The sequence below is a fragment of the Pseudomonas sp. MF08875 genome (assembly GCF_059862525.1).
Genome location: NZ_JCBCUW010000010.1, coordinates 42505 through 66521, shown reverse-complemented (window position 1 = coordinate 66521; position 24017 = coordinate 42505). Strand labels below are relative to the sequence as shown.

Here is a 24017-nt window from a genome sequence, read left to right as displayed (position 1 = left end):
GTTACTCGAACAAGGCGTCCAGGGCTTGTTCCAGGCGCGTCACGGCGATGATCTGCAACCCCGGCGGCGCTTCTTTGGGCGCATTGCCCTTGGGCACGATGGCGCGCTTGAAGCCGTGCTTGGCCGCTTCCTTCAGGCGCTCCTGGCCGCTGGGCACCGGGCGCACCTCGCCAGACAGGCCGACCTCGCCGAACACCAGCAAATCGTGGGGCAACGGCCGGTTGCGCAGGCTCGACATCACCGCCGCCATCAGCGCCAGGTCGGACGCGGTTTCCAGCACCTTGACCCCGCCCACCACGTTGAGGAACACGTCTTGGTCGTGGGTGGGAATGCCACCATGGCGATGCAGCACCGCCAGGAGCATGGCCAGGCGATTCTGGTCCAGGCCCAAGGTGACGCGGCGCGGGTTGGCCAAATGGCTGTCGTCCACCAACGCCTGGACTTCCACCAGCATCGGGCGGGTGCCTTCCCAGGTGGCCATCACCACGCTACCTGGGACTTCTTCCTGGGCGCGGGTGAGAAAAATCGCTGAAGGGTTTGAGACTTCTTTCAGGCCTTTGTCGGTCATGCCGAACACGCCCAGTTCGTTGACCGCGCCGAAGCGGTTCTTTACCGCCCGCAACAAGCGCAAGCGGCCATCGGACTCACCCTCGAAATACAGCACCGTATCGACCATGTGCTCCAGCACCCGCGGCCCGGCCAGCGCGCCTTCCTTGGTGACGTGGCCGACGAGAAAAATCGCCGTGCCGCTCTGCTTGGCGTAACGCACCAGCAGCGCGGCGCTTTCACGCACCTGGGAGACGCCGCCGGGGGCCGATTGCAGTTGTTCGGTGAAAATCGTCTGGATGGAGTCGATCACCATCACCTTGGGCTTTTCCTGGCGGGCGGTGGCGATGATGGTTTCGATGCAGGTTTCGGTCATCACCCGCAGCTTGTCCTGGGGCAGGCCCAGGCGCCGGGCGCGCATGGCCACTTGCTGCTGGGACTCTTCGCCGGTGACGTACAGGGCGGGCATTTTCGCCGCCAGGGCACATAGGGTTTGCAGGAGGATGGTGGATTTGCCGATGCCCGGATCGCCGCCGATCAACACCACCGAGCCGTCCACCAGGCCACCGCCCAGGACGCGGTCCAACTCGCCGGAGGCGGTGGAGAAACGCGGGATTTCTTCGACGCTGACTTCGGCCAGGGTCTTGATCTGGGCCTGTTGCCCGGTCCACCCGGTACGCCCGCTGGGGGGCGCGGCGCCGCCGCTTTCGACCATGGTTTCGGTCAGGGTATTCCAGGCCCCGCACTCGCCGCACTGGCCGGCCCACTTGGGGAAGGTGGCGCCGCACTCGGTGCAGCCGTACATGCGCTTTGCCTTGGCCATCTGAACTCCGGGGAAAAACCGCGATGATAGCTCAGGCGCAGCATGCTGCGGGCCGGGGAATTGACGCCCGCCCGCAGCGCCCGATGAATCAATCGCTGAGCTTGGCCGCCAAGGCCTTGACCCGCGCCAGGTCGCCGCCGGCCACTTGGGCCACGCCAGCGCCGTACTGCGGGTCGGCCTTATAAAGGAACGAGAGGATGATGTGCTTGCTTTCATCATCGGCCGCGGCCAGGGACGCACCGAAACTGGCGATCAGGTCCTTGCGCTCCTGTTTGCTGTAGGAGCGGTACAAATCCCCGGCCTGCTTGAAGTTCTGCTCGCGGCTGATCTGCGCCTGCTGGGTGGTGCCCGACAGCGCCAATTGGCTGGAGCGCGCCGCCGGGGTCTCGTCGCGGGGGGCCAGGCGGCTGGGCTGGTATTTCACGCCGCCACGGCTTTGGCCGAAGTTCATCACGCCGTCCTGGTTGCCATTGTTGACCACCACTTTCGGGGCGTTGATCGGCAGTTGCAGGGCGTTGGCCCCAACGCGGTACATCTGCGTGTCGGCGTAAGAGAACAGGCGCCCCTGCAGCAGGCGATCTTCCGACGCCTCGATACCCGGCACCAGGTTGGACGGCGCCATGGCCACTTGTTCGGTTTCCTGGAAGACATTGCCCGGGTTGCGGTTAAGCACCATTTGCCCGACTTTGCGTTGCGGTACGCCAGGCCAGATCTTGGTGGCATCCAACGGATCAAACTCAAACTTGTACAGGTCTTGCGGCTTTATGACTTGCACGTACAAGTCCCATTTGGGGAAGTTGCCTTTCTCGATATTGGCCACCAGATCTTTGGTCATGTGGCTGTATTCATTACTTTGTATTTTATTCACGTCGTCTGGCCTCAAATTTTTAACTCCCTGCACGCTTTTCCATTGAAATTTTACGTAGCTCACTTCGCCCTCCGCATTAATCAGTTTGTAGGCATGCACACTATTGCCATCCATCTCCCGGTAACTGGCCGGTGTTCCGGAGTTGGCATACAGCTCGGTCAGGGTGCGGGTGGCTTCGGGAACATGGGAGAAAAAATCAAACCGCTGGGCATCGTTATCCAAGTTAGTGCGCGGGTCGGGTTTAAAGGCATGGACCATGTCGGGAAACTTGATGGCGTCGCGAATAAAGAAGGTAGGCAAGTTGTTGCCTACCAGGTCCCAATTGCCATCGGCGGTGTAGAACTTGGTGGCGAAACCGCGAGGGTCGCGCAGGGTTTCCGGCGAATGATTACCGTGCACCACCGAAGAGAAGCGCACGAACACCGGCGTGCGTTGCCCGGCGGCGAACACCTGGGCCTTGCTCAGGTCACTGAGGCTGTCGGTGACGGTGAACACCCCGTGGGCGCCGGTGCCACGGGCATGCACCACGCGCTCAGGGATGCGCTCGCGGTCGAAGCGTTGCAGCTTCTGGATCAACTGCACGTCTTGCAGCAAGGTCGGGCCATGGGCGCCGGCGGTCTGCGAGTTCTGGTTATCACCCACCAACGCGCCGTTGTCGCGGGTCAGGTTGGCGGCTTGGGCACAGACCCCAAGCAGACTAAGGGTGAGCATCCCCAAAGCATGGCGATACGGGGGGAAGGCCCCGTAGCTCATCAGCTTTTTCATGTGGAACTCCTCTGTATTTATGGAGCGCAACCAGGTGCGCTCATCAGAGGCTAGTGAGCCAGCGGGGGTTTTCTAAATAGAAATTGCCAGGCCCGGCGATTGAAAAAAATGCCTGGAGGCCCCGGCTCACAAGGGCTACCCACGGGTGATTGACGGCACCTTGCAAACTTTCTGCAAATCGATGTGTCCGTTATATGGCGTTTTGTAAAAAGCGGTTTCATGCAGGAGTCGTTTTGCTGACTTACACTGCGCTCACCAATTCAATCTGTATCAAGGAATAACCTATGGGCGTGATAAGTGAGTTCAAGGCCTTCGCGGTCAAGGGCAATGTGGTGGACATGGCCGTGGGTATTATCATCGGCGCCGCCTTCGGCAAAATCGTTTCATCCTTTGTCGGCGATGTGGTGATGCCACCCATTGGCCTGCTGATCGGTGGCGTGGATTTCGCTGACCTGGCGATCACGCTCAAGGCAGCACAGGGCGATATCCCGGCGGTCGTGCTGGCCTATGGCAAGTTCATCCAGAGCGTGATCGATTTCGTCATCGTGGCGTTCGCCATCTTTATGGGCGTCAAGGCCATCAACCGCCTCAAGCGCGAAGAAGCCGTGGCACCGAGCCTGCCCCCGGTGCCAACCAAGGAAGAAGAGTTGCTGAGTGAAATCCGCGACTTGCTCAAGGCCCAGCAAAACCGGCCTTGAGCCCATCGGCTCAAGGCGACCTTGTGGGAGCAACTGCCTTACCCCTGCCATTCGCGACCGCCACTCAGTGCCGCCCTCGCGAGCAGGCTCGCTCCCACAGAGGAAAAATCAAAACCCCACCCACGCTTCAGTTCAATTGTGGGAGCGGGCCCGCCCGCTCCCGCACAAGCACAACGTGCCCTACCAATAGTTCTCCACCGCCACCTGCCCTGGCCGACGGCTCAGGCTCAGTTGCATGTCACGCTGCTTGAGCAGGTGGCGGGTGTCTTCGATCATTTGCGGGTTACCGCACAACATCACCCGCGAATGCTCCGGCGTCAGCGTCACACCCGCCGCGCGCTCCAGCTCGCCGTTGGCGATCAGGTCGGTGATGCGGCCATTGAGGGCGCCGGGGTGCTGTTCGCGGGTGACGATGGGGATGAACTGCAACTTGTGGCCGTACTCGGCCAGGTAGTCGCGCTGGGCCAGCCCCGCGATCAGTTCCTGATACGCCAGCTCCCGCGCCTCGCGCACGCTGTAGACGAGGATGATGCGCTCGAAGCGCTCCCAAGCCTCGAAGTCCTGCAACACCGACATAAACGGCGCGATCCCGGTGCCGGTCGCCAGCAGCCACAGGTCGCGGCCATCGGCGAAGCGGTCCAGGGTCAAGAAACCGAAGGCCTGGCGCTCTACCAGCAGGGTGTCGCCGGCCTGCAAGCGGCTCAGCTCGCTGGTGAACTCGCCGCCCGGCACTACGATGGAAAAGAACTCCAGGAACTCATCGTGGGGCGAGGACGCCATGGAGTAGGCGCGCCACACCGTCGTGCCATCGGCTTTGGTCACCCCCAGGCGCGCAAACTGCCCGGCGCGAAAGCGAAACCCCGCATCGCGGCTCGCACGCAGGGTAAACAGGTTGGCGGTCAGGGGCTGGACATCGAGCAGGGTCTGGCGGGTGAACTTCTCGGCACTGGCGGTCATGGGGCACTCCACTGGGCAGGAGCGCCTAGTGTCCCGCAAAGCCCGGTGCAAGAACACCGATAAACCGTAATGGTATAGGGCCACTTCCCAAGGCGAGCACGCCCTGGCGCCATAGATTGTTTCTACATGCCGCTATCGCGTTTTACCTAACTTAGCCAGCGCTGCAAAAACGATTAACCACACAAACCGATATAAAACCCAAACATGCCCCACTGAATGTCGAACAGCATGTAATCCAACTGTTGCACTGATGAATCAGTGCGAATGCACTAAGAATCAAACCGGACAGGCTGTAACAATTTCCAGACCGAAAAATTTCCTACAGCCAAATATCAGCTGTCCTACACTCGTTTCTGCCGTCTCTGATTCCATGGCGCGCATCACGGAGTATCCAAGCATGGAGAGTTACCAATGGTCATCTGGAAGGAAGCTCAACTACGCCGACTGACTCAAGGCAACGACATACAGACCACATTCGATATCGCCCTCAACCTGACCCAAGAGATGGGATTCGAATACTGTGCATTTGCGATAAGCCCCCATTCCCCCGAGCATCACCAACACAACCTGAGGATTAATAACTACCCCAACGAATGGAATAAAAAATACGAAACCAGCAACTATCAAAACAGCGATCCAATCGTCCGGCATTGCAGCCATTCCGTGTTGCCGATTGTCTGGACCGACCAGGCCTTCATCGACTCACCGCATTTGTGGCGCGAAGCCCAGAGCTTTGGCCTGTGCCATGGCTGGTCGCAATCGCTGCATGACTTCCGCGGTTTTTTCAGCATGCTCAGCCTGGCGCGCAGCCAACAACCCATCACCCCCGGCGAGCTCTATGAAAAGGCCGGCCAACTGATCTGGCTGTGCCATGCCCTGCACTCAGTCATTGCACAGAAGTTGGTGATGGAAGGTCGATTTCGCCCCGAGAGCAAACTTTCCCTACGGGAAGCCGAAGTGCTGAAGTGGGCCGCCGCCGGCAAAACCGCAGCGGATATCGCGACGATCCTGAGCCTTTCCGAGCGCACGGTGAATTTCCATATGTGCAGCGCCGTGAAAAAAATGGGGGCCAGCAACAAAATGTCGGCGGTGGTCAAGGCCGTCAAGGAAGGCATCTTCTGACCCATCGCCCAGACGCCCCACCCGCGCAGGCCTTGGCAACCGATAAACCAGTGAGTAATCCAAGTAAAAAAAACGTACCATTTGCCGCCCCTCTGAGTGATGCCGCGCCGCCCGCCGGCCGCGTCGAAGTGCACTCAGGCGGTCCCGCAGAGCCTGTATGGCCCGCTACCCGTTGATTACCCAGAGTCCCCGCGCCATGCCCCTGCTTGAAACGCCCTTCGCCCAACTCGACCTGATCCGCCAGCCCGAGCAACCCAACGAACCTCTACAAGCATTCGATGCGGCCGATGAGTACCTGCTCAATCACCTGGCCCAGCAACAGCCCGGCGCGGGCACTCGGGTGCTGGTGCTCAACGACAGTTTCGGCGCAATCGCGGCCAGCCTGGCCGGGCGGGTGCAGGTCAGCAGCAGCGGTGACTCGTTCCTCGCCGCACAGGCCCTGGAAAAAAACCTCGTGCGCAATGGCTTGGCCTTCGACGCCGTGCCCCAGGTGCCGGCCAGCGCCACGGTACAAGGCCCGTTCGACCGCGTGCTGGTGCGCGTGCCCAAGACCCTGGCCCTGCTGGAAGAACAACTGATCCGCCTGCAAGGCCAACTGGCCCCCGGCGCCGAGGTGATTGCCGGGGCAATGATTAAGCACCTGCCCCGCGCCGCCGGCGACCTGCTGGAGCGCTACATCGGCCCGGTGCAGGCCTCGCTGGCGGTGAAAAAGGCGCGCCTGCTGGTGGCCACCTACCAAGCCAAACCCGTGGCCGCCTCGCCCTACCCTAGCCGCTACCGCCTCGACGCACCGGCCATCGAATTGCTCAACCATGCCAACGTGTTCTGCCGCGAGGGCCTGGATATCGGCACCCGGGCTTTTTTGCCGCACCTGCCCCAAAACCTGGGCACCGCCCGCGTCGCCGACCTGGGCTGCGGCAACGGCGTGCTGGCCATCGCCAGCGCCCTGAACAACCCGCAGGCCCACTACACCCTGGTGGACGAGTCGTTCATGGCCGTGCAATCGGCCACCGAGAACTGGCACGCGGCCCTGGGCGAGCGCGACGTGAACATCCACCCCGGCGATGGGCTGGCTGGCCAGGCGCCCCAATCCCTGGACGTGGTGCTGTGCAACCCACCCTTCCACCAGCAGCAAGTGGTGGGCGACTTCCTTGCCTGGCGTATGTTCCAACAGGCCCGCGAAGCCCTGGTGCCCGGCGGCGCCCTCTATATAGTCGGCAACCGCCACCTGGGCTATCACAGCAAACTGGCGCGCCTGTTCCGCGGCGTGGAGCAAGTGGCCGCCACGCCTAAGTTCGTCATCCTCAAGGCGCGGCGCTAAGCCCTCTGGCGATCAATACCCCTGTGTAAGCAGGCTTGTGTGGTAGCAACTGTCTTACTCCTAGCCTTCGTCGCCGCCACTGCGTGCGGCCATCGCGAGCAGGCTCGCTCCCACAAAGGAAAATGAAAATCCCACCCGCACCACCGTTCAACTGTGGGAGCGGGCTTGCCCGCGATGAGGTCGGTATGCCCGGCACATCTGTGCAAACCAGGCTCCCACAGGGCAGCCACACACGGTCAATCCAAGAGGTGGGCCGCGGTATCGACAGCCCCCTCCCCAGGCCCAAAAAAAACCCTCCAACGGAGGGTTATAAAACCGTGCCGCAAGGCAACGGGATGGGAAGTCGTGCCACTCAGTGGGTGGACAGGCCCGCCGCGTTCATGAACAGGCGCATCAGGCTGGCGACGATGAACAGGGCCAGCACACTGCCGGTCCAGATCAGGGCCAGCCAGCCCAGGCGCTGCAACAGCGGCTTGGGTTCTTCGTGTGCGAGTTTGTGGGCAACCGGTTTGTCAGCCATGGTTCCAGTCCTCTAGTGATAGCCGTCTTCGTGGGTGACCTTGCCGCGGAACACGTAGTAGCTCCAGAAGGTGTAGCCCAGGATGAACGGGATGATGAACAGCGTACCCACCAGCATGAAGCCCTGGCTTTGCGGCGGCGCGGCGGCGTCCCAGATGGAGATGGACGGCGGCACGATGTTGGGCCACAGGCTGATACCCAAGCCGCTGTAGCCGAGGAAGATCAACACCAGGGTCAGCAGGAACGGCGTGTAGTGGGCATTGCGGGCCACGGCGCGCACCAACCCGTACATCGTCACCAACACCAGGATCGGCACCGGCAGGAACCAGAACAGGTTCGGCAGGCTGAACCAGCGCGAAGCGATTTCCGGATGGGCCAGGGGCGTCCAAATACTGACGACGCCAATCACCGCCAACACCACGAAAGCCAATGGCCGGGCCAGGTCGTGCATCTGCTCCTGCAACTTGCCTTCGGTTTTCATAATCAGCCAGGTGCAGCCGAGCAAGGCATAGGCCGCCACCAGGGCAAGGCCGCAGAACAGGGTGAACGGCGTGAACCAGTCCAGCGAGCCGCCGGCGAACTGGCGGTTGACCACCGGAATGCCATCGATGAACGCCCCCAGTGCCACGCCCTGGAAGAAGGTGGCGGTGATCGAACCACCAATGAACGCCTTGTCCCATAGGTGGCGCTTGTCGTCCTTGGCCTTGAAGCGGAACTCGAAGGCCACGCCACGGAAGATCAGCCCCACCAGCATCAGGATCAACGGCAGGTACAAAGCCTCCAGCACCACCGAGTAGGCCAACGGAAAGGCCCCGAACAACGCCGCGCCGCCGAGTACCAGCCAGGTTTCGTTGCCGTCCCAGACCGGCGCCACGGTGTTCATCATCACGTCGCGGTCGCTCTTGCCCTTGATGAACGGAAAGAGGATGCCAATGCCCAGGTCGAAACCGTCCATGACCACGTACATCATGATGCCGAAGATGATAATCACGGCCCAGATCAGCGCAAGATCAATACCCATGACTCAATTCCCCTTGTTCAAGCTGTCGGCGTCTTCGCCATCATCGGCGGCGGACAGTGGCCGGGCAGGTGTGCGTTGCTGGCCGGGGCCACCATGGGCCGGCTCGGCGCCTTCATCGATGAGCGGGCCTTTGCGCACCAGGCGCATCATGTAGCCCAGGCCTGCACCGAACAGCGCGAAATACACCACCACAAACAGCACCAGGGTGATGCTCATCTGCATCACGCTATGGCCGGACGACGCATCAGCGGTGCGCATCACCCCGTAAATGACCCACGGCTGGCGGCCGATTTCGGTGGTGAACCACCCGGCCAGAATCGCGATCAACCCGGACGGGCCCATCCACAACGTCAGGTACAAGAACGGCCGCGAAGAATAGAGGCGGTCACGCTTGCGCAGCCACAGGCTCCACAACCCGGTGAAAATCATCAGCATGCCCAGGCCGACCATGATGCGAAACGACCAGAACACAATGGTCGAGTTCGCCCGGTCCTCGGGCGGGAAGTCCTTGAGCGCCGGCACCTGTTTGTCCAGCGAGTGGGTCAGGATCAGGCTGCCCAGGTAGGGGATTTTCACCGCGTACTTGGTTTCTTCGGCCTTCATGTCGGGCCAGCCGAACAGGATCAGCGGCGTCGGCTCGTCGCCGTGGTTTTCCCAGTGGCCCTCGATGGCGGCGATTTTCGCCGGTTGGTGCTTGAGGGTGTTGAGGCCGTGAAAGTCGCCGATCACCGCTTGGATGGGCGCCACCAGCAGGGCCATCCACATGGCCATCGACAGCATGGTGCGGATCGCCGGGGTGTCGCGCCCGCGCAGCAAATGCCAGGCCGCCGAGGAGCCGACGAAGAACGCGGTGGCGACGAACGCTGCTGTGGCCATGTGCATCAGGCGATAGGGGAAGGACGGGTTGAAAATCACCGCCAGCCAATCCACCGGGATCACCTGGCCGTTGACGATTTCGTAGCCCTGGGGCGTCTGCATCCAACTGTTGGAGGCCAGAATCCAGAAGGTGGAAATCAGCGTGCCGATGGCAACCATGACTGTGGCGAAAAAGTGCAGCTTGCGCCCCACCTTGTTCCAGCCAAACAGCATCACCCCCAGGAAACCCGCCTCCAGGAAGAACGCCGTGAGCACTTCATAGGTCAACAGCGGCCCGGTGATGGAGCCGGCAAAATCCGAGAAACGGCTCCAGTTGGTGCCGAACTGGTAGGCCATGACCAACCCGGACACCACACCCATGCCGAAGTTGACGGCAAAGATCTTCGACCAGAAATGGTAGAGGTCGCGGTAGGTGTTGTTGCCGGTCTTGAGCCACAACCCTTCGAGCACCGCCAGGTAACTCGCCAGGCCAATGGTGATGGCCGGGAACAGGATGTGGAACGAGATGGTGAACGCGAATTGGATTCGGGCGAGATCAAGCGCCTCCAAACCGAACATAAGCTTTCCTCTGTCAGGTAATACCGGCTGCTGGCCAGGGGCCTGCAACCACTGCCCCCACGGTTATGGAGTGCGGCGAATTCGGATTCGTTCTATTAAAAGCATCGCAACGCAGGGATTCCGGCTCGCGGGCCGCCAGACCCATTTCGCAATGAAATTGATCTGGATCAATTAACGTGGAAAGAGTAGTCCCATTTGCGCCCGCCACTGGCGTGGTCTTTTGTCGCGTGACAGGTTGTCTCAGTGCCGGGCCGGCGCTGGAGTGAGGCGCCCCACTCAATACCCGCAGTACTGCAAACGCATGCGGGCCAGGCGTTTGTCGGGAAAGTCGTCGCCCCAGGGCAGGCCTTGGTCGTAGCGGCTTTTGGCTTGGGCGCAAGCCACGCGCAGTTTGGCGTTGGCCTGGGCCAGGGCCGGGGGTGCGAGGCGGTTGAGGGTGAGGCTGTGGAACCAGGGTTGGAGCATGTCCCGGTCCAGGTTCAACCCCGGTTTACCTTCGGCCACGCGCTGGCCGGCGCGCACGAGGAAGGGTTGTTTGAGGCCGCTTTGGTTTTCCCAGCACCAGTAGCGCAGTTCTTCCTCGCGAACGCCGCCGGGGCTGTGCCACTGGTCGAAGAACCGCAGGCAGTGCAGCCCTTCTACCGTGCGCCACTCGATGGCCTCGGGCCGGGCCTTGCTGGGGGTCAGGTCCATGGCCGCCAACTTGGCCTGCAAGAACGCCTCGGGCGGGTACAGCGCCGCCGGTTCCTGGCCGTCCATCAGGCTTTCCACCACCAAAAACAGCGAGGCCGCGAGCACGTCCGCGCTGCCCTCGGAAAAACTGGCCGCCGTGCTCACCGACAGCACATCCCGGCGCTTGTCGTAGTTGAAGCCGCTTTTGAGCGTGCCGCAGGCCGTGTGGCGCAAGGGCCCGGGCAAGTCGTAGGCCAGGCGCGGGCTGAGGGTCACCCGTTGCTCGCCCACCTCACAGAGCATGCGGCTCAGGTGGCGGTCGTTCTCGCGCACCAGCGGCGGTTGCCCGCAGCCCCACAGGGCCACGGGCAGCAACGTCAGCGCCCAAAGGCGTTGCCTCAAAGGGCGGCGCCGGAGTTGCCGTTGCGGTCGATAAAGGTCGGCACGATGTAGGTTTTCTTGGTGGTGCCGTCCTTGTTGGTGGTGGTGCTGTTCTTGAAGTCCTGCTGCAACTGGCTGGCGCCGTTCTGGCACATCGAGCGCACCTGGCACAGGTAGTTGGAGTGCGGGCTGTCCTTGCCCAGCAGGCTGGAGGTGGTGACCAATGCGCCGAGGAAGCGGCTGATCGGGTCGTTGGAGTTGAGGGCGTTGCCGCCCAGCAGGTCGGACACGGTGTCGGTCATCGGCAGCATGCCGAAGAACACCTTGGAATCCGGCCGGTTGACCTGGAACACCGCGTTGTTGTCGTTGATGTTGAAACCCGCTTGCTCGGCCGCGTCGTAGAAGCTGTTGGCGTACACCGGCGCGCCGGAGAGCTGGATGGCCCCGGCGCTGTTGCCGAAGTCCAGGCCACCGATGCCACGGTAGGTCAGCAGCGCTCCCTGGCTGTGGCCCACCAGGTCGAGCTTGAAGCCCTGGTCGATACCGGCCTGGTAGAACTCGTGCAATTGCTGGGCGTTGCCCGAGCGCTTGACGCCGCCCAGGGTCACGTCCCATGCCGACTCCAGCAGGTCGCCGAGCATGCCGTGTTCCGGGTTGTAGGCCTGGGTGAACTGGTCGTGGCCGGTCTGCATGCCGCCGTTGACCAGCGCCGCCTCAAAGGCGTTCTGGATGCCGTTGGTGGCGATAGGCCCGGAGCCTTCGGGGCGCAGGATCATGTCGTAGGTGGTCTTGTTCATGTCCAGCATCGGCTTGCCGTCGGCGTCGACCTTGACCTGGCCCTTGTCGTCCATTTGGTAGAACAACTGGGTGCGGTAGAAGCTCATGTCGCCGCTGAGCAACACCGGCAACTGGGTCACCACGCCGCCATGGCTGACCACACCGGGCATCAGCCCGAGGGTGGCGTAGGAGGTTTTGTCCATGGCCCCTTGCATCACGCCGGGGATCCACGCCAAGGGTGCGATAGCCGGGTTTTCTTCCAGGGCTTGCTCGGCAGCCTTGGTCAGGTCGCCGTAGTGTTTGAACAGGTCCGAGCTGTTCTTGCCGTAGTCCTGCAGGCCCTGCTTCCACTTGCCCAGGGTGGCCTTGGGGTTGGCCACGGCCTGCAGGGACGATTCGCTGACGTACAGTTCGGTGCGTTTTTCCTTGTCGCGGGTGATTTCGTAGGCCTTGGTCACGTCGCGGTTCAGGCCCACGGTGGAGTCCTGGCCGGTCTTGGCGTCGTTGCGCACGATGAGGTTGCCGGCGCCGACGGTGGCGCGCACATCTTGCTCGCGGTCTTTGCGGTAGTTGTAGCCGCTGACGCTCCAGCCGTTGAAGCCTTCCTTCGGCGCACCGCTGAGGGTCTTGTCGTTGGTGAAGGCCACTTGCTTGCCGGTGGTCGCCTGGGCGCCACCCTCGCCGCCGCCCGCGCCCCAGCCAAAGGCGCCGCCGACATTGACGTAGTAGCTGTGCTCTTTGTCGCTGCCGTTGATGTCGCGCACGCCCAGGGTGTTGGTGTCGAGCTTGAGCTTGCCGTTGTCGGCCGCGATCAGCGCGCCGTCGAGTTGGGTGTGGTTTTCGGTGCGGATGTCCACGCCGTTCTTGCCGGTGATGCTGGTTTGCTGCTCGACCCAGTTGGTCTTGCCGGTGGTCTTGCCCGCGCCCACCGAACCGCTGACCCCGCCGCCACCGGCCAGGCCGATGCTGACGGTGACGCTGACGTCCAGTTGCTTGCCGCTGACTTTGCCGGTGTCGGGCACCGACGATACCAGCAGGTCGCCGCCGACCCGACCGAGCACTTCGTTGCCGCGCAGGTTAGCGCCAGCGATGGTGGTGTCCTTGCCGCTGGTAAAACGCAACTGGTCACCGGCGTAGAGGTAGGCGGTCTGCTGTTTCTCGGTTTCGCGTTCCAGTTTGCCCTTGCCCATGTCGACGCTGGCGTAGACGGCGATGAAGTCCTTGCCGCCCAGGGCCAGGCCCACTTCACCACCGCCGCTGCGGCGGGTCGACTCGCTGCTCGAATCGTTCTGCGCGGCGCGGATGGTCAGGTCTTTGCCGGCGCGCAGGTCGATGTCGCGCCCGGCGATGACTTGGGTGCCGACCAGGGTCAGGTCGTCCAGCGCTTCAAGGTTGGTGTCGCGCCCCGAGAGCAGCACGGTGGGGTTGGAGGTGCCTTGGCTGCTTTCTTCGCTGGCCACGCCGTTGCTGCCGCCGATACCCGCGCGGGCACTGCCGCCGCCGCTCTGGCCGTTGATGCCGCCCTGGCTGCGGGTGGTCTGGCTTTCTTCGTTGACGGTGCCACGGGCCACGTCGAGGGTGACGTTCTTGCCCACCAGGGTGATGTCGCGCCCGGCCTCGAACTGGCTGCCGCGCACGCTCAGGTCGTTGCCGGCGACGGCGTTGATGTCACGCCCGGCGCCCAATGTCGACGGCACGTTGTCGCGGATTTCCTGGCGCGAGCGGGTGCCCTGGCTGGCCGAGCCAAAGTGCGTGGCGCTGGTGGGGCCGGAGGTGAACTGGTTGATGGCGTCCACGGTGCTCAGCACGCTGGAGGCCTTGCTGACGTTGTCCTCGCCTTTGCCGGTGCCTTTGATGGCGTCCATGGTGTTGCCGTAGTTGTGGCTGACGTTGACGGTCAGGCCATTGCGGTCGCGGGTTTTGCTGCGTTCCTGGATGAAGGTTTCGTCGGCCGAATCCACATGGATATCGCGGGCGGCGTGCAGGTTGATATCGCGCCCGGCATCCACGTTGGCACCTTCCAGGGTGACGTCGCGGCCGCCGCGCACATTGACGTCCTGGCCGGCCAGCAGTTGGCTCGGCGCGACCGTTTGTTGGGCGTCGCGGGATTTCTCTTTGAGCGCTTCACGCCCGGCAAACGCGGTGAAGCCGTTGCGGTCGCTTTCCAGGGACAGCCCGGTCTGTTTCTTGGAACTCCAGTGGCTCTGGTCCTGGCTGTTGCTGCCGGCCAGCACGTTGACGTCGCGCCCGCCATTGACCTGCAAGTCGCGCCCGGCCTGGGCCGTGCTGCCGATCATGTTCACATCGCGGGCACTTTGCAGGGTGGTGTCGCGCCCCCCGCTGACCTGGCTGCCAACGCTTTGGCTTTGCAGGTTTTCCTGGCCGGATTTCTTCGCCGAGGCGATGGAGATGAAGTTGCCGGAGGTGCTGAAACCCACTTTGCTTTTGTATTTTTCGCTGTGGCTAGTGGACTCGTTGGCCGCGTCCATCAGGTTGATGTCGCCGTTCTTGTCGATCATCCCGGCGCGCAGTTCGGCGTCACGCTTGGCGCTCACACGGCTGGCAGACAGGTTGACGTTACCGCCGGCCACCAGCACCGCATCGTTGCCAGCGCTCAGCTCGCTACCCACCTGGGTAACGCTGCTGGCGCTTGAGCTGTTGCCGCTTTTGCTCAGGCCGAAACTGCCCTTTTTCTTCATGCTGTAGCTGCTGTCGGCCTGTTCTTGCGCCGACACCAGGCTGACGTCGCGCACGCCGCCCACCAGCAAGTCATTGCCAGCCTTGAGCTGGCTGCCGGCGACGGTGACATCGCGCCCGCCGTTGAGGCTGATGCGCCCTTCCTTGTCTTGCGTGACGTTGACCGTCAGGTCATGCCCGGCCTCGATCTGCGAAGCGACGTTGGTGGTGGACGAGTCGGCGCTCTGGGTGGTTTTGCTCTTGCCCCAGGAGCCTTTTTTCTTCTGGTAGAAGGTCGAGCTTTGTTCGTCCTGGCCCGAGACGATGGCGATGTCGTTGCCGGCGTTGAGAGCCATGTCGTGGCCCGCCTTCACCTGGCTGGCGACGATGGCCATGTCGCGCCCGGCGTTGACCGCTAGGTCGCCCCCGGTGGTGACGCTGGAACCGAGGGTTTTCACCGTGTCGTTGGTAATCAGGCCACGGCGGATGGCGCTCTGGGTGAAGGTGTGGTCTTGCACCGCCAACAGCTCCACGTCGCGCCCGGCATTGAGGCTGGCGTTGCCGTCGCTGTGCAGTTGGGCGCTATTGCTCAGGTCGCGCCCGGCGCTGACGTTGAGTTGCTCGCGGGCGCTGATAAGGCCGCCCTGGTCCAAGTTAGTGCGCGAGCCGGAACCGTACAGCACTTGCATGGCCGCACGTTCGTTGACCACATCGCCCTTGACCGTGGCGACGTCAACGCGGTTGCCGCGCACTTCACCGCCCAAGGCGTTGCGGATGCTGTCCTGGGCCAACAGGCTGACGCGCTCGCCGGCCTGGGCCAAACCGCCCTGGTAGAGGTTGCGCCCCGCTTGCGCGCTGAGGTCGTTGCTGGCGCGCAGGGTGCCGACGTTGGTCAGGTCGTTGCCGGCCATCAGGTTGATGTCGCGGGCCTGGATCAGGCTGCCACCGCGCAGGTTGCGCGATTCGGCCTGGGCCAGGTAGAGCACCGGCACCAACACGTTCTGGCCCTGCACCTGGCGGTTTTCCATCCACACGATGTCGTGGGTCAGCGCCGCGACCTGCTGGGCACTCAGGGCCACGCCCAGGCTCAGTTGCAGTGGGTCCTTGGAGGCGATGGCGTTGTCCATCAGGTATTGGTACTGCTCCAAATCGCTGGTCAGGCCGGCCGCGAGGAAGCGTTGCCCGGTCTGTGCCAGCACCGCTTCGCGGATCAGGCGGGTTTCGTAGAGGCCATCGCCGAGGCGGCGCCAGGCGCGGTCGTCGTTGTAGCCCATCAAGCCGAACAGGTAGTCGGAGCTGATGAACTTGGACAGGTTGGTCAGGCTCGGGTTGGTTTCGATCAGGTAGCGGCTGGCCGGGTCCTGGTTGCGCACGAACAGGCCGTATTCGCCTTGGGGCAGGCGATAGTTGGCCAGGGCGGTGGGGTCTACAGCGACAAAGGGTACGCCGGCAAAGTCCACGGGCACGAAGCTGACCACGGTGCTGCCGTCGGCATTGACCCGCTCGACGCGGCGTACATCCGCCGCCACTTGGTTGGCGCCGCCGCTGCCCAGGGCATTGACGGTGAGGGTCTGGCCGCCTACCAGGCCGACGGTGTCGGTCAGGGCCTGGCCGGTGAGTTGGGCGAAGGCCTGGGTGCTGAGGGTGCCGTTTTCCAGGTTGCCGCTCACATCCAGGTTAAGCACGCGGCCCGATTGCAGGGTGGAGGTGTAGGCGGTTTGCGTACCCGGGTGCACCACGCTGCTCTGGCCGATCTGCGGGTACTGGGTTACGGCAACCGGCAGCGCTTCCTGCTGGTCGGGGGCGCTGGCGGCGTTGCGGCTGTTCCACAGGTGGGTCTGGGATTCGGCCCAGCGGAAGTCGCCCTGTTTCACGCCATGAAGGAAGTAGGTGGTGCTTTCCACACGCTGGTCGAGGGTGGCGCCACGGTTGTAGAAATTCGCCGCTTTGACGAAGGCATCGCGGTTGGCGGCCAGCAGGCTTTGTTTGTTTTCCACGGTACCGGCGGTGATGAACAGGTCACGCCCGGCGATCAGGCGCGCGCCCGCCGAGTCCTTGATGACTTTGCCCTGGTAGGTGCTGTTGACGATGAACGTCGCGGTGTGGTGCTTGCCGGAGCAGTCGGTGCAGTTGATGTCGATGCGCCGGCTGACCAGGGATTCGCCCATCTCGAACACGTCTTTGCGGTTTTCCAGGCTGGCGACGTTGAGGGTCATGTCGCCTTCGCTTTCGATGTTCGCCGAACGGTTGCTCAGGCTTTGCGCCTGGCCGCCGTCGAGGCCGGCGAAGCTCAGGTTGCCCTTGCTGTAGATGTCGCCGTAGAAGTTGCTCAGGCTGGCGCCGCGCAGGTTCATGTCGGCGCCGCTGTAGATCAGGGTGTCGGCGCCGGTGCTGATGCCGTTGCCGGCGAAGATGTCCAGTTGGCCCATGGCGCCGAGGGTGCCGCGGTTGTTGACCTGGGTGGCGTGCACCAGCAGGTTCTGCCCGGCGACCAGACGCCCGAGGTTGTCCAGGCTGCCGCGCAGGTTGAGGGTGGTGGCGCCGGTGCTGGCGATGCGCCCGCCGTTCTGCACCAGGTTGCCCGCCGTGATGCTCACGGCTTTGGCCGCCGAAATCAGGCCGCTGTTGTTCAGGTCGCCGCCCAGGGCCAGGTTCAGGTCGCCGTCGCTGAGCACTTCGCCGCCGTTGTTCAGGGTGGTGGCGCCCAGGGTCAGGTTGCTGGCGCTGGCGATGCGATCGCCGGCCAGCAGGTTGAGGTTGCCGCCCACGGCCACGTCCAGCGCGCCGTTGACTTGCAGTTGCCCGGCGCCGTCGATGGCGCCGATGTCGAAATCACCGCTGCCCAGGCCCGTGAGGCGGCCCCCGGTGCCGGCGAGGCTGGCCAGTTCGGCCTTGAGCAGGCCGCTGCCGGCGTGCTCGACACTGCCGGCGACGTTGTTCATGGCCCCGGCCTTGAGGGTCAGGCCCTGGCTGATAACGCCGATGGAGCCGCCCTGGTTGTTCAGGGTATCGGTGAGCAGGATCTGGCTCAGGTCGCCGCCCAAAGCGCGCATGCGCCCGCCGCTGTTGTCCAGGCGGGTGCCGGTGAGCAGCAGGTTGCCGGCCGATTCGATCAAGCCGTTCTGGTTGTAGGTGGTGAGGGCGTTGAGGTTCAGGCTGTTGGCGCTGACTTCGCCGCCGGCGCGGTTGTCCAGCAGTTGCCCGCTGACGCTGAGCAGGCCTTTGGCGTAAAGGCGCCCGGCCTGGTTGGTGAGCGTATCGACCACCAGTTTCAAGGCCCCGGCCTGGGCGTTGAGCAACCCGGCCTTGCCCGCGAGGGCGCTGTTGTCCAGCGAGGCGGCGAGCACCTCGACGCTGTCGCCCTGCACCGCGCCGCCCCGGTTGTCGAGGCTGCCCTGGCTGAGCACCAACGCGGCCGCACTGCCCTGCGCCAGCACCAGGCCTTCGCGGTTATCCACAGCGCTGGCGGTGAGGTTCAAGCCATCGATGCCCGAGAGCAGTTGGCCTTTGCGGTTATCCACAACCGTGCCCTGCACTTGCAGGCGTTTGCCGGCGAGGGTGCCGCCCTGGTTGTCCAGCGAGGTGACTTGGCTGACGCGCAAGGCGTGGTCGCCGGCGTCGATCAGGCCCAGGGCGTTGTTGAGCACGCCGGCCACCGCCAGTTCAATCGCGCCGCCCGTGGCGATCAGCGAGCCTTGGGCGCTGTTGTCCAGGCTGGCGACGTTCAGGCCCAGGCTGTTGCCCAGCAGCACGCCGCCATGGTTGTCGATGGCGCCGTTGTTGACTTGCAAATGGCCGTCGCTTTGCACCCGGCCCAGGTTGTTGAGTAACTGCCCGGTGTTGACCAGGGCACCGCCCGCGCCGGCCAGCAGTTGGCCGTTGGCGCTGTTGTCGATGCGCCCGGCGCCGAGGCTCAGTTGATCGCCCACCACGCGCCCGCCGCGGTTATCCAGCAGGCCGCCGTGGGTCAGCAGCAGTTGCTTGCCCACCACCACGCCTTGCTGGTTGTTCAGGCCGGCGCTGCGCAGGTCCACGTCGCCGGCCTTGGCTTGCAGGTGGCCGCTGGCGTTGTTCAGGTCGTTTTGCACCACCAGCGTCAGGGTGCCGGTTTCGGCACTGAGCACACCCTCGGCGTTCTGGCTGAGGCTGTCGAGGTGGGCGGTGAGGGTGCCGGCGTTGATGTTGCCTTGCAGGTTGTTCAGGTCGCGCGCGGTGAGGCTGGCGCTGGTGGTGCCTTGCAGCACGCCTTGGCGGTTGTCCAGGTCTTGGGCCTTGAGCACCAATTGCTCGGCGCCGATCTTGCCGCCCTGGTTGTTCAGCGCGCCTTGGCTGGTGACGGTCAGTTGTCGGCCAACCAGGGTGCCGCCATTGTTGGCGATGCTGGCCGCGTCCAGGGTCAGGTTTTCACTGGCCTGGATGCGCCCGGCCTGGTTGTTCAGGTCGTGGGCGAGGGTCAGCGTCAGGCTGCCTTTCTCCGCGCTGAGCAGGCCGTTCTGGCGGTTGTCCAGGCGTTGCGCGGTGAGTTTCAACTGGTCGGCCACCACTTTGCCGCCGACGTTAAGCAGCTCCCCGGTGTTGGCGTCCACCAGGCTCTGGGCTTGCAGCACGCCGCCATTGTTGTTGAGTTGGCCGCTGACCTTGAGGCTGTTCTGGCCGACGCTGGAGGCGATCAAACCGCCCTGGTTGTCGAGGCGCTGGGCGGTGATGTGCAGTTGGTCGGCAATCACCGAGCCGCGTTGGTTGTTCAGTTGCTTGGCGTTGAGCTCCAGGTCCGCCCCGGCCAGTTCCAGGCGCCCGCCGCTGTTGTCCAGGCTGTCGAGGTTGAGGGTGGTGGCCTGGCCGTCGGCGAAGCGGATCAAGCCGCCCAGGTTGACGATGGCCGGGGTCAGCAGGAGCAGGGTCGAGGTGCCGAGCACCCGGGCGTCCGCGCCCTGGTTGACCAGGCGTGCCGTGGTCAGGCCCACGTTGACGCCCTGGACGATGCCGTTCTGGTTGTCCAGCAGCTCGCTGGCCTGCACTTGCAGGGTGCGGTTGGCGATCAGTTGGCCGCTGTTGGCCACCTGCTTGGCGTCGAGGGTGACGTCGCCCAGCAGGTTGCGGCTGTTGTCCGCATTCACGCCGGCTTCGACGATGCCTTTGTTGGTGACTTGGCCGGTGCTGGCCACGCTGATCTTGTCGCGGGCGGCGAGGCTTTTGTTCACCGTCACATCACCGCGGCTGGTGATGCGCACTTCGCTGCCGGCGTAGACCTTGCCCTGCATGTCCAGCCCTTGGGCGTTGACGGCAATGGCCTGGTTGGCGCTGGCGCCGGCCATGCTGACCTTGCCGCTGGCGTCGATCTGGATGTCGCCGGTGCTGGCGGCCATGTCCCCGGCCAGGCGCACGCCCACGCCTTTTTCCGTGCCCACCAGGCGAATCGCCCCGGCGTACATGCCACCCAGGGCGGAGCTGTCGATGGCCAGTTCCGGCTTGGCGCTGGCGTCGTCGGCGCGGGCGCTGGTGCTCAGGTCGTCGGCCTTGACGTCGTTGCGCCCGGTGACCACGTTGAGGTTTTTGGCGTAGATATTGGCGTTGAGCTTGGCGCTGCGGGTAATCAGGTCGAACTGGTCGAGGTCGCTGGCGTCCAGGCCGGCGCCTTCGATGCTGATGTCGCCGCCGTCCACTTCAAAGCGGTCCAGGCGTTGGCCTTCGATCACCGGTTTACCGGTGGTCAGGGTGGCGCGCGGGGTGTTGATAAAGCCGCAACCGCTGCACGTGATGCCGTGGGGGTTGGCGACAATGACGCGGGCCGCCTGCCCGGCCACTTCGGTGTAGCCGCCCAATTGGCTGCGCCCGCCGCCGGTGACTTCGTTGAGGATGACTTTGGCGGCCTGGCCCTTGAGGTTGCCGTTGCCCAGGATGATTCCGCCCAGTTGGGTGTTCTGCAACTTGCCGGTGGCGTTGTTGAGGATCACGCCGTTGGCGCCGACGTTGTAGTCGGTGAACTTGTTGTGGGACAAGCCGCTGCCGTTGGCGCCGTTGATGTTGATGACCGGCACGCCGTTGCCCGCCTGGCCAATGCTGGTATTGCCGCCCGCTGCCGCGTCCACGGTGAGGCCGGCGGCCACGACCACTAACGGGTTGAGGAACACAACCGAGGCCAGGGTCAGGGCAATGCATTGAGACAGCGGGTTGCGGACTTCCATGTGCGGGTCTTCCTTTCAGGTGTCAGAAAAACAGGTCGACCCGGAAATACACCGGACGCTCACGTTTTTCGATAATGCCGGGCCGTTCCAGCGAGCGGGCGAAGCTCACGGAAGTGGCCAGGTACTTGCCCCGGGCGTTGAACTCCAGGGCGTTGCCGCTCATGCGGCCATGTACTTCGCGCGCCTCGGGGGACAGGTTGCGCCCCTCGATCACACCAACGTCGTAGGCAAACGCCACGCCGTATTCGTTGACCAGCGGCAGCAGCGGCTGCCAGGTCACGGCCCGGCGCCAGCGCAACTGGTTGCGCCAGTAGCCGCCGCTGTCGCCCGAGAGGGTCTGATCCTGGAAGCCGCGCACCGAGCTGACCCCGCCCAGGCTGATGCGCTGGGCACTGAACAGTTCATCTTCACTGCGCTGGCCGGTGGCCAGGCTGTCGAAGCTGAAGTTCTCGCCCCATAGCTGGAAGGGCTGCAAGTAGCTCAGGGTCAGGCTGTATTTGTTGTAGCGCGACTGTGGTTCGTGGTGGCTGCTGTCGCGCTGGGCGTCCAGCGCACCGATGCCCTGCTGCCAACCGGCATCGAGGTTGACGAACGCGGTACCGATACGCCGGCCGTGGTTGAAGCTGAGCTGGGTTTCGGTGATGCGCGTGCTGGAGATGCCGATCAAGTCATCTTCAAAATAATTGCGCGTGCGCAGGTTGCTCAGGCCCAAGGTCATGGCGGTTTTGCTGACGTCATCGCGGTGCAGCACCCGTTCGGCGCGCAGGGCGTGGTTCTTGCTGGTGCCGTCGAAGCCGAAATCCATGCCCTGCAGTTCGCTGCGGGTGCGGTAGTAGCTCTGGCTGTAGGCGTAATTGAAGGTCCACCAGCCGTAGGGAACGCTGTAGTAGAGGCTCTGGTTATCGGAATGGCGCCAGTGGTCGCTGACCGCGTCCTGGCCGGCGCGCAGGCTCAATTGGTCGGCCAGGCCCAGGGGGCTGTCCCAGTCCAGGCCCACGCCCATCTGCTGCTGGCCGGTGCTGCGGTCGCCGTCGTTGTGGCGCGTGGCCGAGGCGTGCCAGGGCTTGCTGCGCTCACCCTTGAGGCCAATGCGGCTGCCCCCGACCTGCTCGCCCGGGGCCAGCTCCAGCTGCGCCTGGCGCGAGGGCAAGCGGCTGAGCTGGTCCACCAGTTGTTCCAGTTCACGCAGGTTGAGCAATTCGCCGGTCTTGCCGGGGAAGGTCATGGCCAACTCGCGGGGGCTGGCCAGGGCGGAACTGTCGAGGCCTTCGAGGCGCCCTTCGACTACCACTATTTTCAGCACACCACCGGCCAGGTCTTGCTGCGGCAGGTAGGCGCGGGTGGTGACAAAACCCCGTTCCAGGTAGTGGTGGGTCACGGCTTTGAGCAAGGCGTTGATCTGCCCCACCGACAGGCATTGGTCCTGGTAGGGCTTGAGCAGTTGCGCACGGGCGTTGGCGTCGAGGTGCTGGGCACCGTCGAGCTCGATGGCATTGATCTGGAAGCAGCGCTCGTCGTCGGTTTTTTCCGGCACGGGGGTGGGCAAAGTCTTGCCGGGCAACTGCTGGAGCTCGTCGAGGCGCTTTTGTTGCTCTTGCAGCAATTGCTGCTGGCGGTCGCGAATCAGGTCGCGGTCACCGGGCGTCTGGAACGGAGCGGCCTGGGCCAGGGAGGTAAACACCGCACAACAAGCCAATACGTGCGTAATGCCAAAACGTGACATGCCTTCATTCCCTTGAATGGCTAACTGCGGCGAATGCCGGCGTGAGTATCGGGGCAATGCAAATGCAAATCGCCCGACTGAATCGGCGGGCATCTTAAGTGGTAAAGATTCCTACATTTACAAATGGTTGCAAAAAGGTGACGAACGGCAGTTGCCAATACGAGTGCCATCATGGCGTGCCATTACTGAGCGCCAGAGAGGGAGGAGGAAGTGGCCATACGGAGGGAAAACAGCGCCCCTGTGGGAGTGGGCTTGCCCGGCCCACTCCCACAGAAAACACAGGGTTCATGCAGGCCGGGGCAAGGCTGCCCTTAGGGTTATTTTTTCTTCAGGCACTCGCTCATGAAGGCTTTGCGCGCATCGCCCTTGAGGGCCTGGGTGGTGGCGGTGGCATTGCAGGTTTTCATCCGTTCCTGAGGTGTGGCGGCCGCGGCGGGGGCGGCTTTGAGGCAGGTGCTCATGAAGGCTTTGCGCTCGTCGCCCTTGAGGGTCTTGGCGCTGGCCTCGGCGTTGCACGTGGTCATTTTGTTTTGCTGCGCGGTGGCGGCAAACCCCTGGGAGCACAGCAGCAAACCCATCATCAACAAAGGGACATGCAGCATCTTCATGGCGTTTTCTCCTGGTCGCCGCAGCAAGGAGCGCGGCCTCCCTGGCAGTGTAGACAAACGCCGTTACACCTTCACCGGCTCTGCAACCGGTACTGCTGGGGCGTGCACCCGGCCTGGCGCTGGAACATCGCGATAAACGCCGAAGCGCTGCTGTAGCCCATGTCGAACGCCACTTCCTGGATGCTGCGGGCACTGTCCAGCGCCTCCAGGGCCGCCAGAAACCGTGCCCGCAAGCGCCACTCGCCAAAGCTCATGCCCAACTCGCGCACGCACTGGCGCGCCAGGGTGCGTTCGCTGACGTGCACCCCGGCGGCCCACTCGGCCAGCGGCCGGTTGTCCGCCGGGTCCGCGAGCAAGGCGCGCAGCACCTGGCTTAGCAGCGGGCCGCTGGCGTAGGGCAGGTAAGCGGTGTGCACCGGGGCTTGCTGCAATTGGTCCACCAGCACCTGGGCCAAACGCACGTCGGCGGGGCGTTCGGGGATTTGCACGTCGCGGGCGGCGAAGTCTTTGAGGATCGCCTTGAGGATGTCGCTGATGGCCAGGGTGCAGGCCTGCGCCGGCAGGTCCTGGCACAGCGCCGGGGCCAGGCATACGGCGCGGTAGGCAATGGGCTGGCTGCTGTGGAAGCTGTGTTCGGTGTGCGGCGGCACCCACAAGGCGTAGTGCGGCGGCGACATGAAGCGCTGGCCGCCGATCTGCATGTGCATCACGCCGTGGGCCGAATATTCCAGGGTGCCCCAGGGGTGGCGGTGCGCCAGGGCATGGCTGTGGGCAGCGAAGTCGGCGTAGCGAAAGTACACCGGCGACGGCAGGCCACGCAGGTGGAGTACATCAATGGGCTTTTTACGCATGCTGTCCGGTTCCAGGGGCGGGTTGTCCGGTTGCGAGTATAGGCGCGCAACCGGACAGGCGGATAATCGC

14 protein-coding genes are annotated in these 24017 nt (G+C 63.8%); 3 read left to right on the top strand and 11 right to left on the bottom strand.

The window, feature by feature from the left end; all coding sequences use genetic code 11:
* Position 1 precedes the first annotated feature (1 nt).
* Positions 2-1369 carry a DNA repair protein RadA gene (gene radA / locus AC19YT_RS08010; protein ID WP_095109559.1) on the bottom strand — a complete coding sequence of 456 codons (1368 nt, stop codon included), beginning with the start codon at positions 1367-1369 and terminating at the stop codon, positions 2-4.
* A gap of 88 nt (positions 1370-1457) precedes the next feature.
* Complete coding sequence (locus tag AC19YT_RS08005; RefSeq protein ID WP_500610084.1) at positions 1458-2948, bottom strand: catalase; 1491 nt, start codon at positions 2946-2948, stop codon at positions 1458-1460.
* Positions 2949-3286: 338 nt separating this feature from the next.
* Here AC19YT_RS08005 and mscL point away from each other — a divergent pair, with 338 nt between their 5' ends.
* Complete coding sequence (gene mscL, locus AC19YT_RS08000; RefSeq protein ID WP_095109561.1) at positions 3287-3700, top strand: large-conductance mechanosensitive channel protein MscL; 414 nt, start codon at positions 3287-3289, stop codon at positions 3698-3700.
* Positions 3701-3880: 180 nt separating this feature from the next.
* Here the strand turns inward: mscL and AC19YT_RS07995 are convergent, their stop codons facing one another.
* A complete protein-coding gene (locus AC19YT_RS07995) occupies positions 3881-4657 on the bottom strand; it encodes a ferredoxin--NADP reductase (protein ID WP_095109562.1) in 777 nt (258 codons plus the stop codon).
* Positions 4658-5068: 411 nt separating this feature from the next.
* On the opposite strand from AC19YT_RS07995, the gene AC19YT_RS07990 reads away from it, so the two are divergent.
* Positions 5069-5779 (top strand): LuxR family transcriptional regulator, encoded by a 711-nt coding sequence (locus tag AC19YT_RS07990; RefSeq protein WP_095109563.1) that lies wholly within the window; start codon positions 5069-5071, stop codon positions 5777-5779.
* A 196-nt stretch (positions 5780-5975) separates the two neighbouring features.
* Complete coding sequence (locus AC19YT_RS07985) at positions 5976-7100, top strand: methyltransferase (RefSeq protein WP_095109699.1); 1125 nt, start codon at positions 5976-5978, stop codon at positions 7098-7100.
* 352 nt (positions 7101-7452) lie between these two features.
* Here AC19YT_RS07985 and AC19YT_RS07980 read toward each other — a convergent pair whose 3' ends face one another.
* The 8 genes from AC19YT_RS07980 to AC19YT_RS07945 form a co-directional block, all read right to left on the bottom strand.
* Positions 7453-7620 (bottom strand): DUF2474 domain-containing protein, encoded by a 168-nt coding sequence (locus tag AC19YT_RS07980; protein ID WP_095109564.1) that lies wholly within the window; start codon positions 7618-7620, stop codon positions 7453-7455.
* 12 nt (positions 7621-7632) lie between these two features.
* Positions 7633-8640 (bottom strand): cytochrome d ubiquinol oxidase subunit II, encoded by a 1008-nt coding sequence (gene cydB, locus AC19YT_RS07975; protein WP_095109565.1) that lies wholly within the window; start codon positions 8638-8640, stop codon positions 7633-7635.
* A gap of 3 nt (positions 8641-8643) precedes the next feature.
* A complete protein-coding gene (locus AC19YT_RS07970; protein ID WP_095109566.1) occupies positions 8644-10074 on the bottom strand; it encodes a cytochrome ubiquinol oxidase subunit I in 1431 nt (476 codons plus the stop codon).
* A 276-nt stretch (positions 10075-10350) separates the two neighbouring features.
* The gene (locus AC19YT_RS07965; protein WP_500610057.1) at positions 10351-11148 is read right to left on the bottom strand and encodes a hypothetical protein; all 798 of its coding nucleotides are present in this window, start codon (positions 11146-11148) and stop codon (positions 10351-10353) included.
* Complete coding sequence (locus tag AC19YT_RS07960) at positions 11145-20765, bottom strand: hemagglutinin repeat-containing protein (protein ID WP_500610056.1); 9621 nt, start codon at positions 20763-20765, stop codon at positions 11145-11147. The genes AC19YT_RS07965 and AC19YT_RS07960 overlap by 4 nt, the downstream gene beginning before the upstream one ends.
* 22 nt (positions 20766-20787) lie before the next feature.
* Positions 20788-22488: a ShlB/FhaC/HecB family hemolysin secretion/activation protein gene (locus AC19YT_RS07955; RefSeq protein ID WP_095109569.1), complete on the bottom strand. Its 1701-nt coding sequence runs from the start codon at positions 22486-22488 to the stop codon at positions 20788-20790.
* Between the two features lie 317 nt (positions 22489-22805).
* Positions 22806-23096 (bottom strand): PsiF family protein, encoded by a 291-nt coding sequence (locus AC19YT_RS07950; RefSeq protein WP_095109570.1) that lies wholly within the window; start codon positions 23094-23096, stop codon positions 22806-22808.
* 71 nt (positions 23097-23167) lie between these two features.
* On the bottom strand, positions 23168-23947 hold the full coding sequence (locus tag AC19YT_RS07945) for an AraC family transcriptional regulator (RefSeq protein ID WP_095109571.1): 780 nt from the start codon (positions 23945-23947) through the stop codon (positions 23168-23170).
* Positions 23948-24017 lie beyond the last annotated feature (70 nt).

Bases quoted from the DNA above. Each gene is read 5' to 3' on its own strand.
- radA (WP_095109559.1), bottom strand. From the start codon at position 1,369: ATGGCCAAGGCAAAGCGCATGTACGGCTGCACCGAGTGCGGCGCCACC.
- AC19YT_RS08005 (WP_500610084.1), bottom strand. From the start codon at position 2,948: ATGCTCACCCTTAGTCTGCTTGGGGTCTGTGCCCAAGCCGCCAACCTG.
- mscL (WP_095109561.1), top strand. From the start codon at position 3,287: ATGGGCGTGATAAGTGAGTTCAAGGCCTTCGCGGTCAAGGGCAATGTG.
- AC19YT_RS07995 (WP_095109562.1), bottom strand. From the start codon at position 4,657: ATGACCGCCAGTGCCGAGAAGTTCACCCGCCAGACCCTGCTCGATGTC.
- AC19YT_RS07990 (WP_095109563.1), top strand. From the start codon at position 5,069: ATGGTCATCTGGAAGGAAGCTCAACTACGCCGACTGACTCAAGGCAAC.
- AC19YT_RS07985 (WP_095109699.1), top strand. From the start codon at position 5,976: ATGCCCCTGCTTGAAACGCCCTTCGCCCAACTCGACCTGATCCGCCAG.
- AC19YT_RS07980 (WP_095109564.1), bottom strand. From the start codon at position 7,620: ATGGCTGACAAACCGGTTGCCCACAAACTCGCACACGAAGAACCCAAG.
- cydB (WP_095109565.1), bottom strand. From the start codon at position 8,640: ATGGGTATTGATCTTGCGCTGATCTGGGCCGTGATTATCATCTTCGGC.
- AC19YT_RS07970 (WP_095109566.1), bottom strand. From the start codon at position 10,074: ATGTTCGGTTTGGAGGCGCTTGATCTCGCCCGAATCCAATTCGCGTTC.
- AC19YT_RS07960 (WP_500610056.1), bottom strand. From the start codon at position 20,765: ATGGAAGTCCGCAACCCGCTGTCTCAATGCATTGCCCTGACCCTGGCC.
- AC19YT_RS07955 (WP_095109569.1), bottom strand. From the start codon at position 22,488: ATGTCACGTTTTGGCATTACGCACGTATTGGCTTGTTGTGCGGTGTTT.
- AC19YT_RS07950 (WP_095109570.1), bottom strand. From the start codon at position 23,096: ATGAAGATGCTGCATGTCCCTTTGTTGATGATGGGTTTGCTGCTGTGC.
- AC19YT_RS07945 (WP_095109571.1), bottom strand. From the start codon at position 23,947: ATGCGTAAAAAGCCCATTGATGTACTCCACCTGCGTGGCCTGCCGTCG.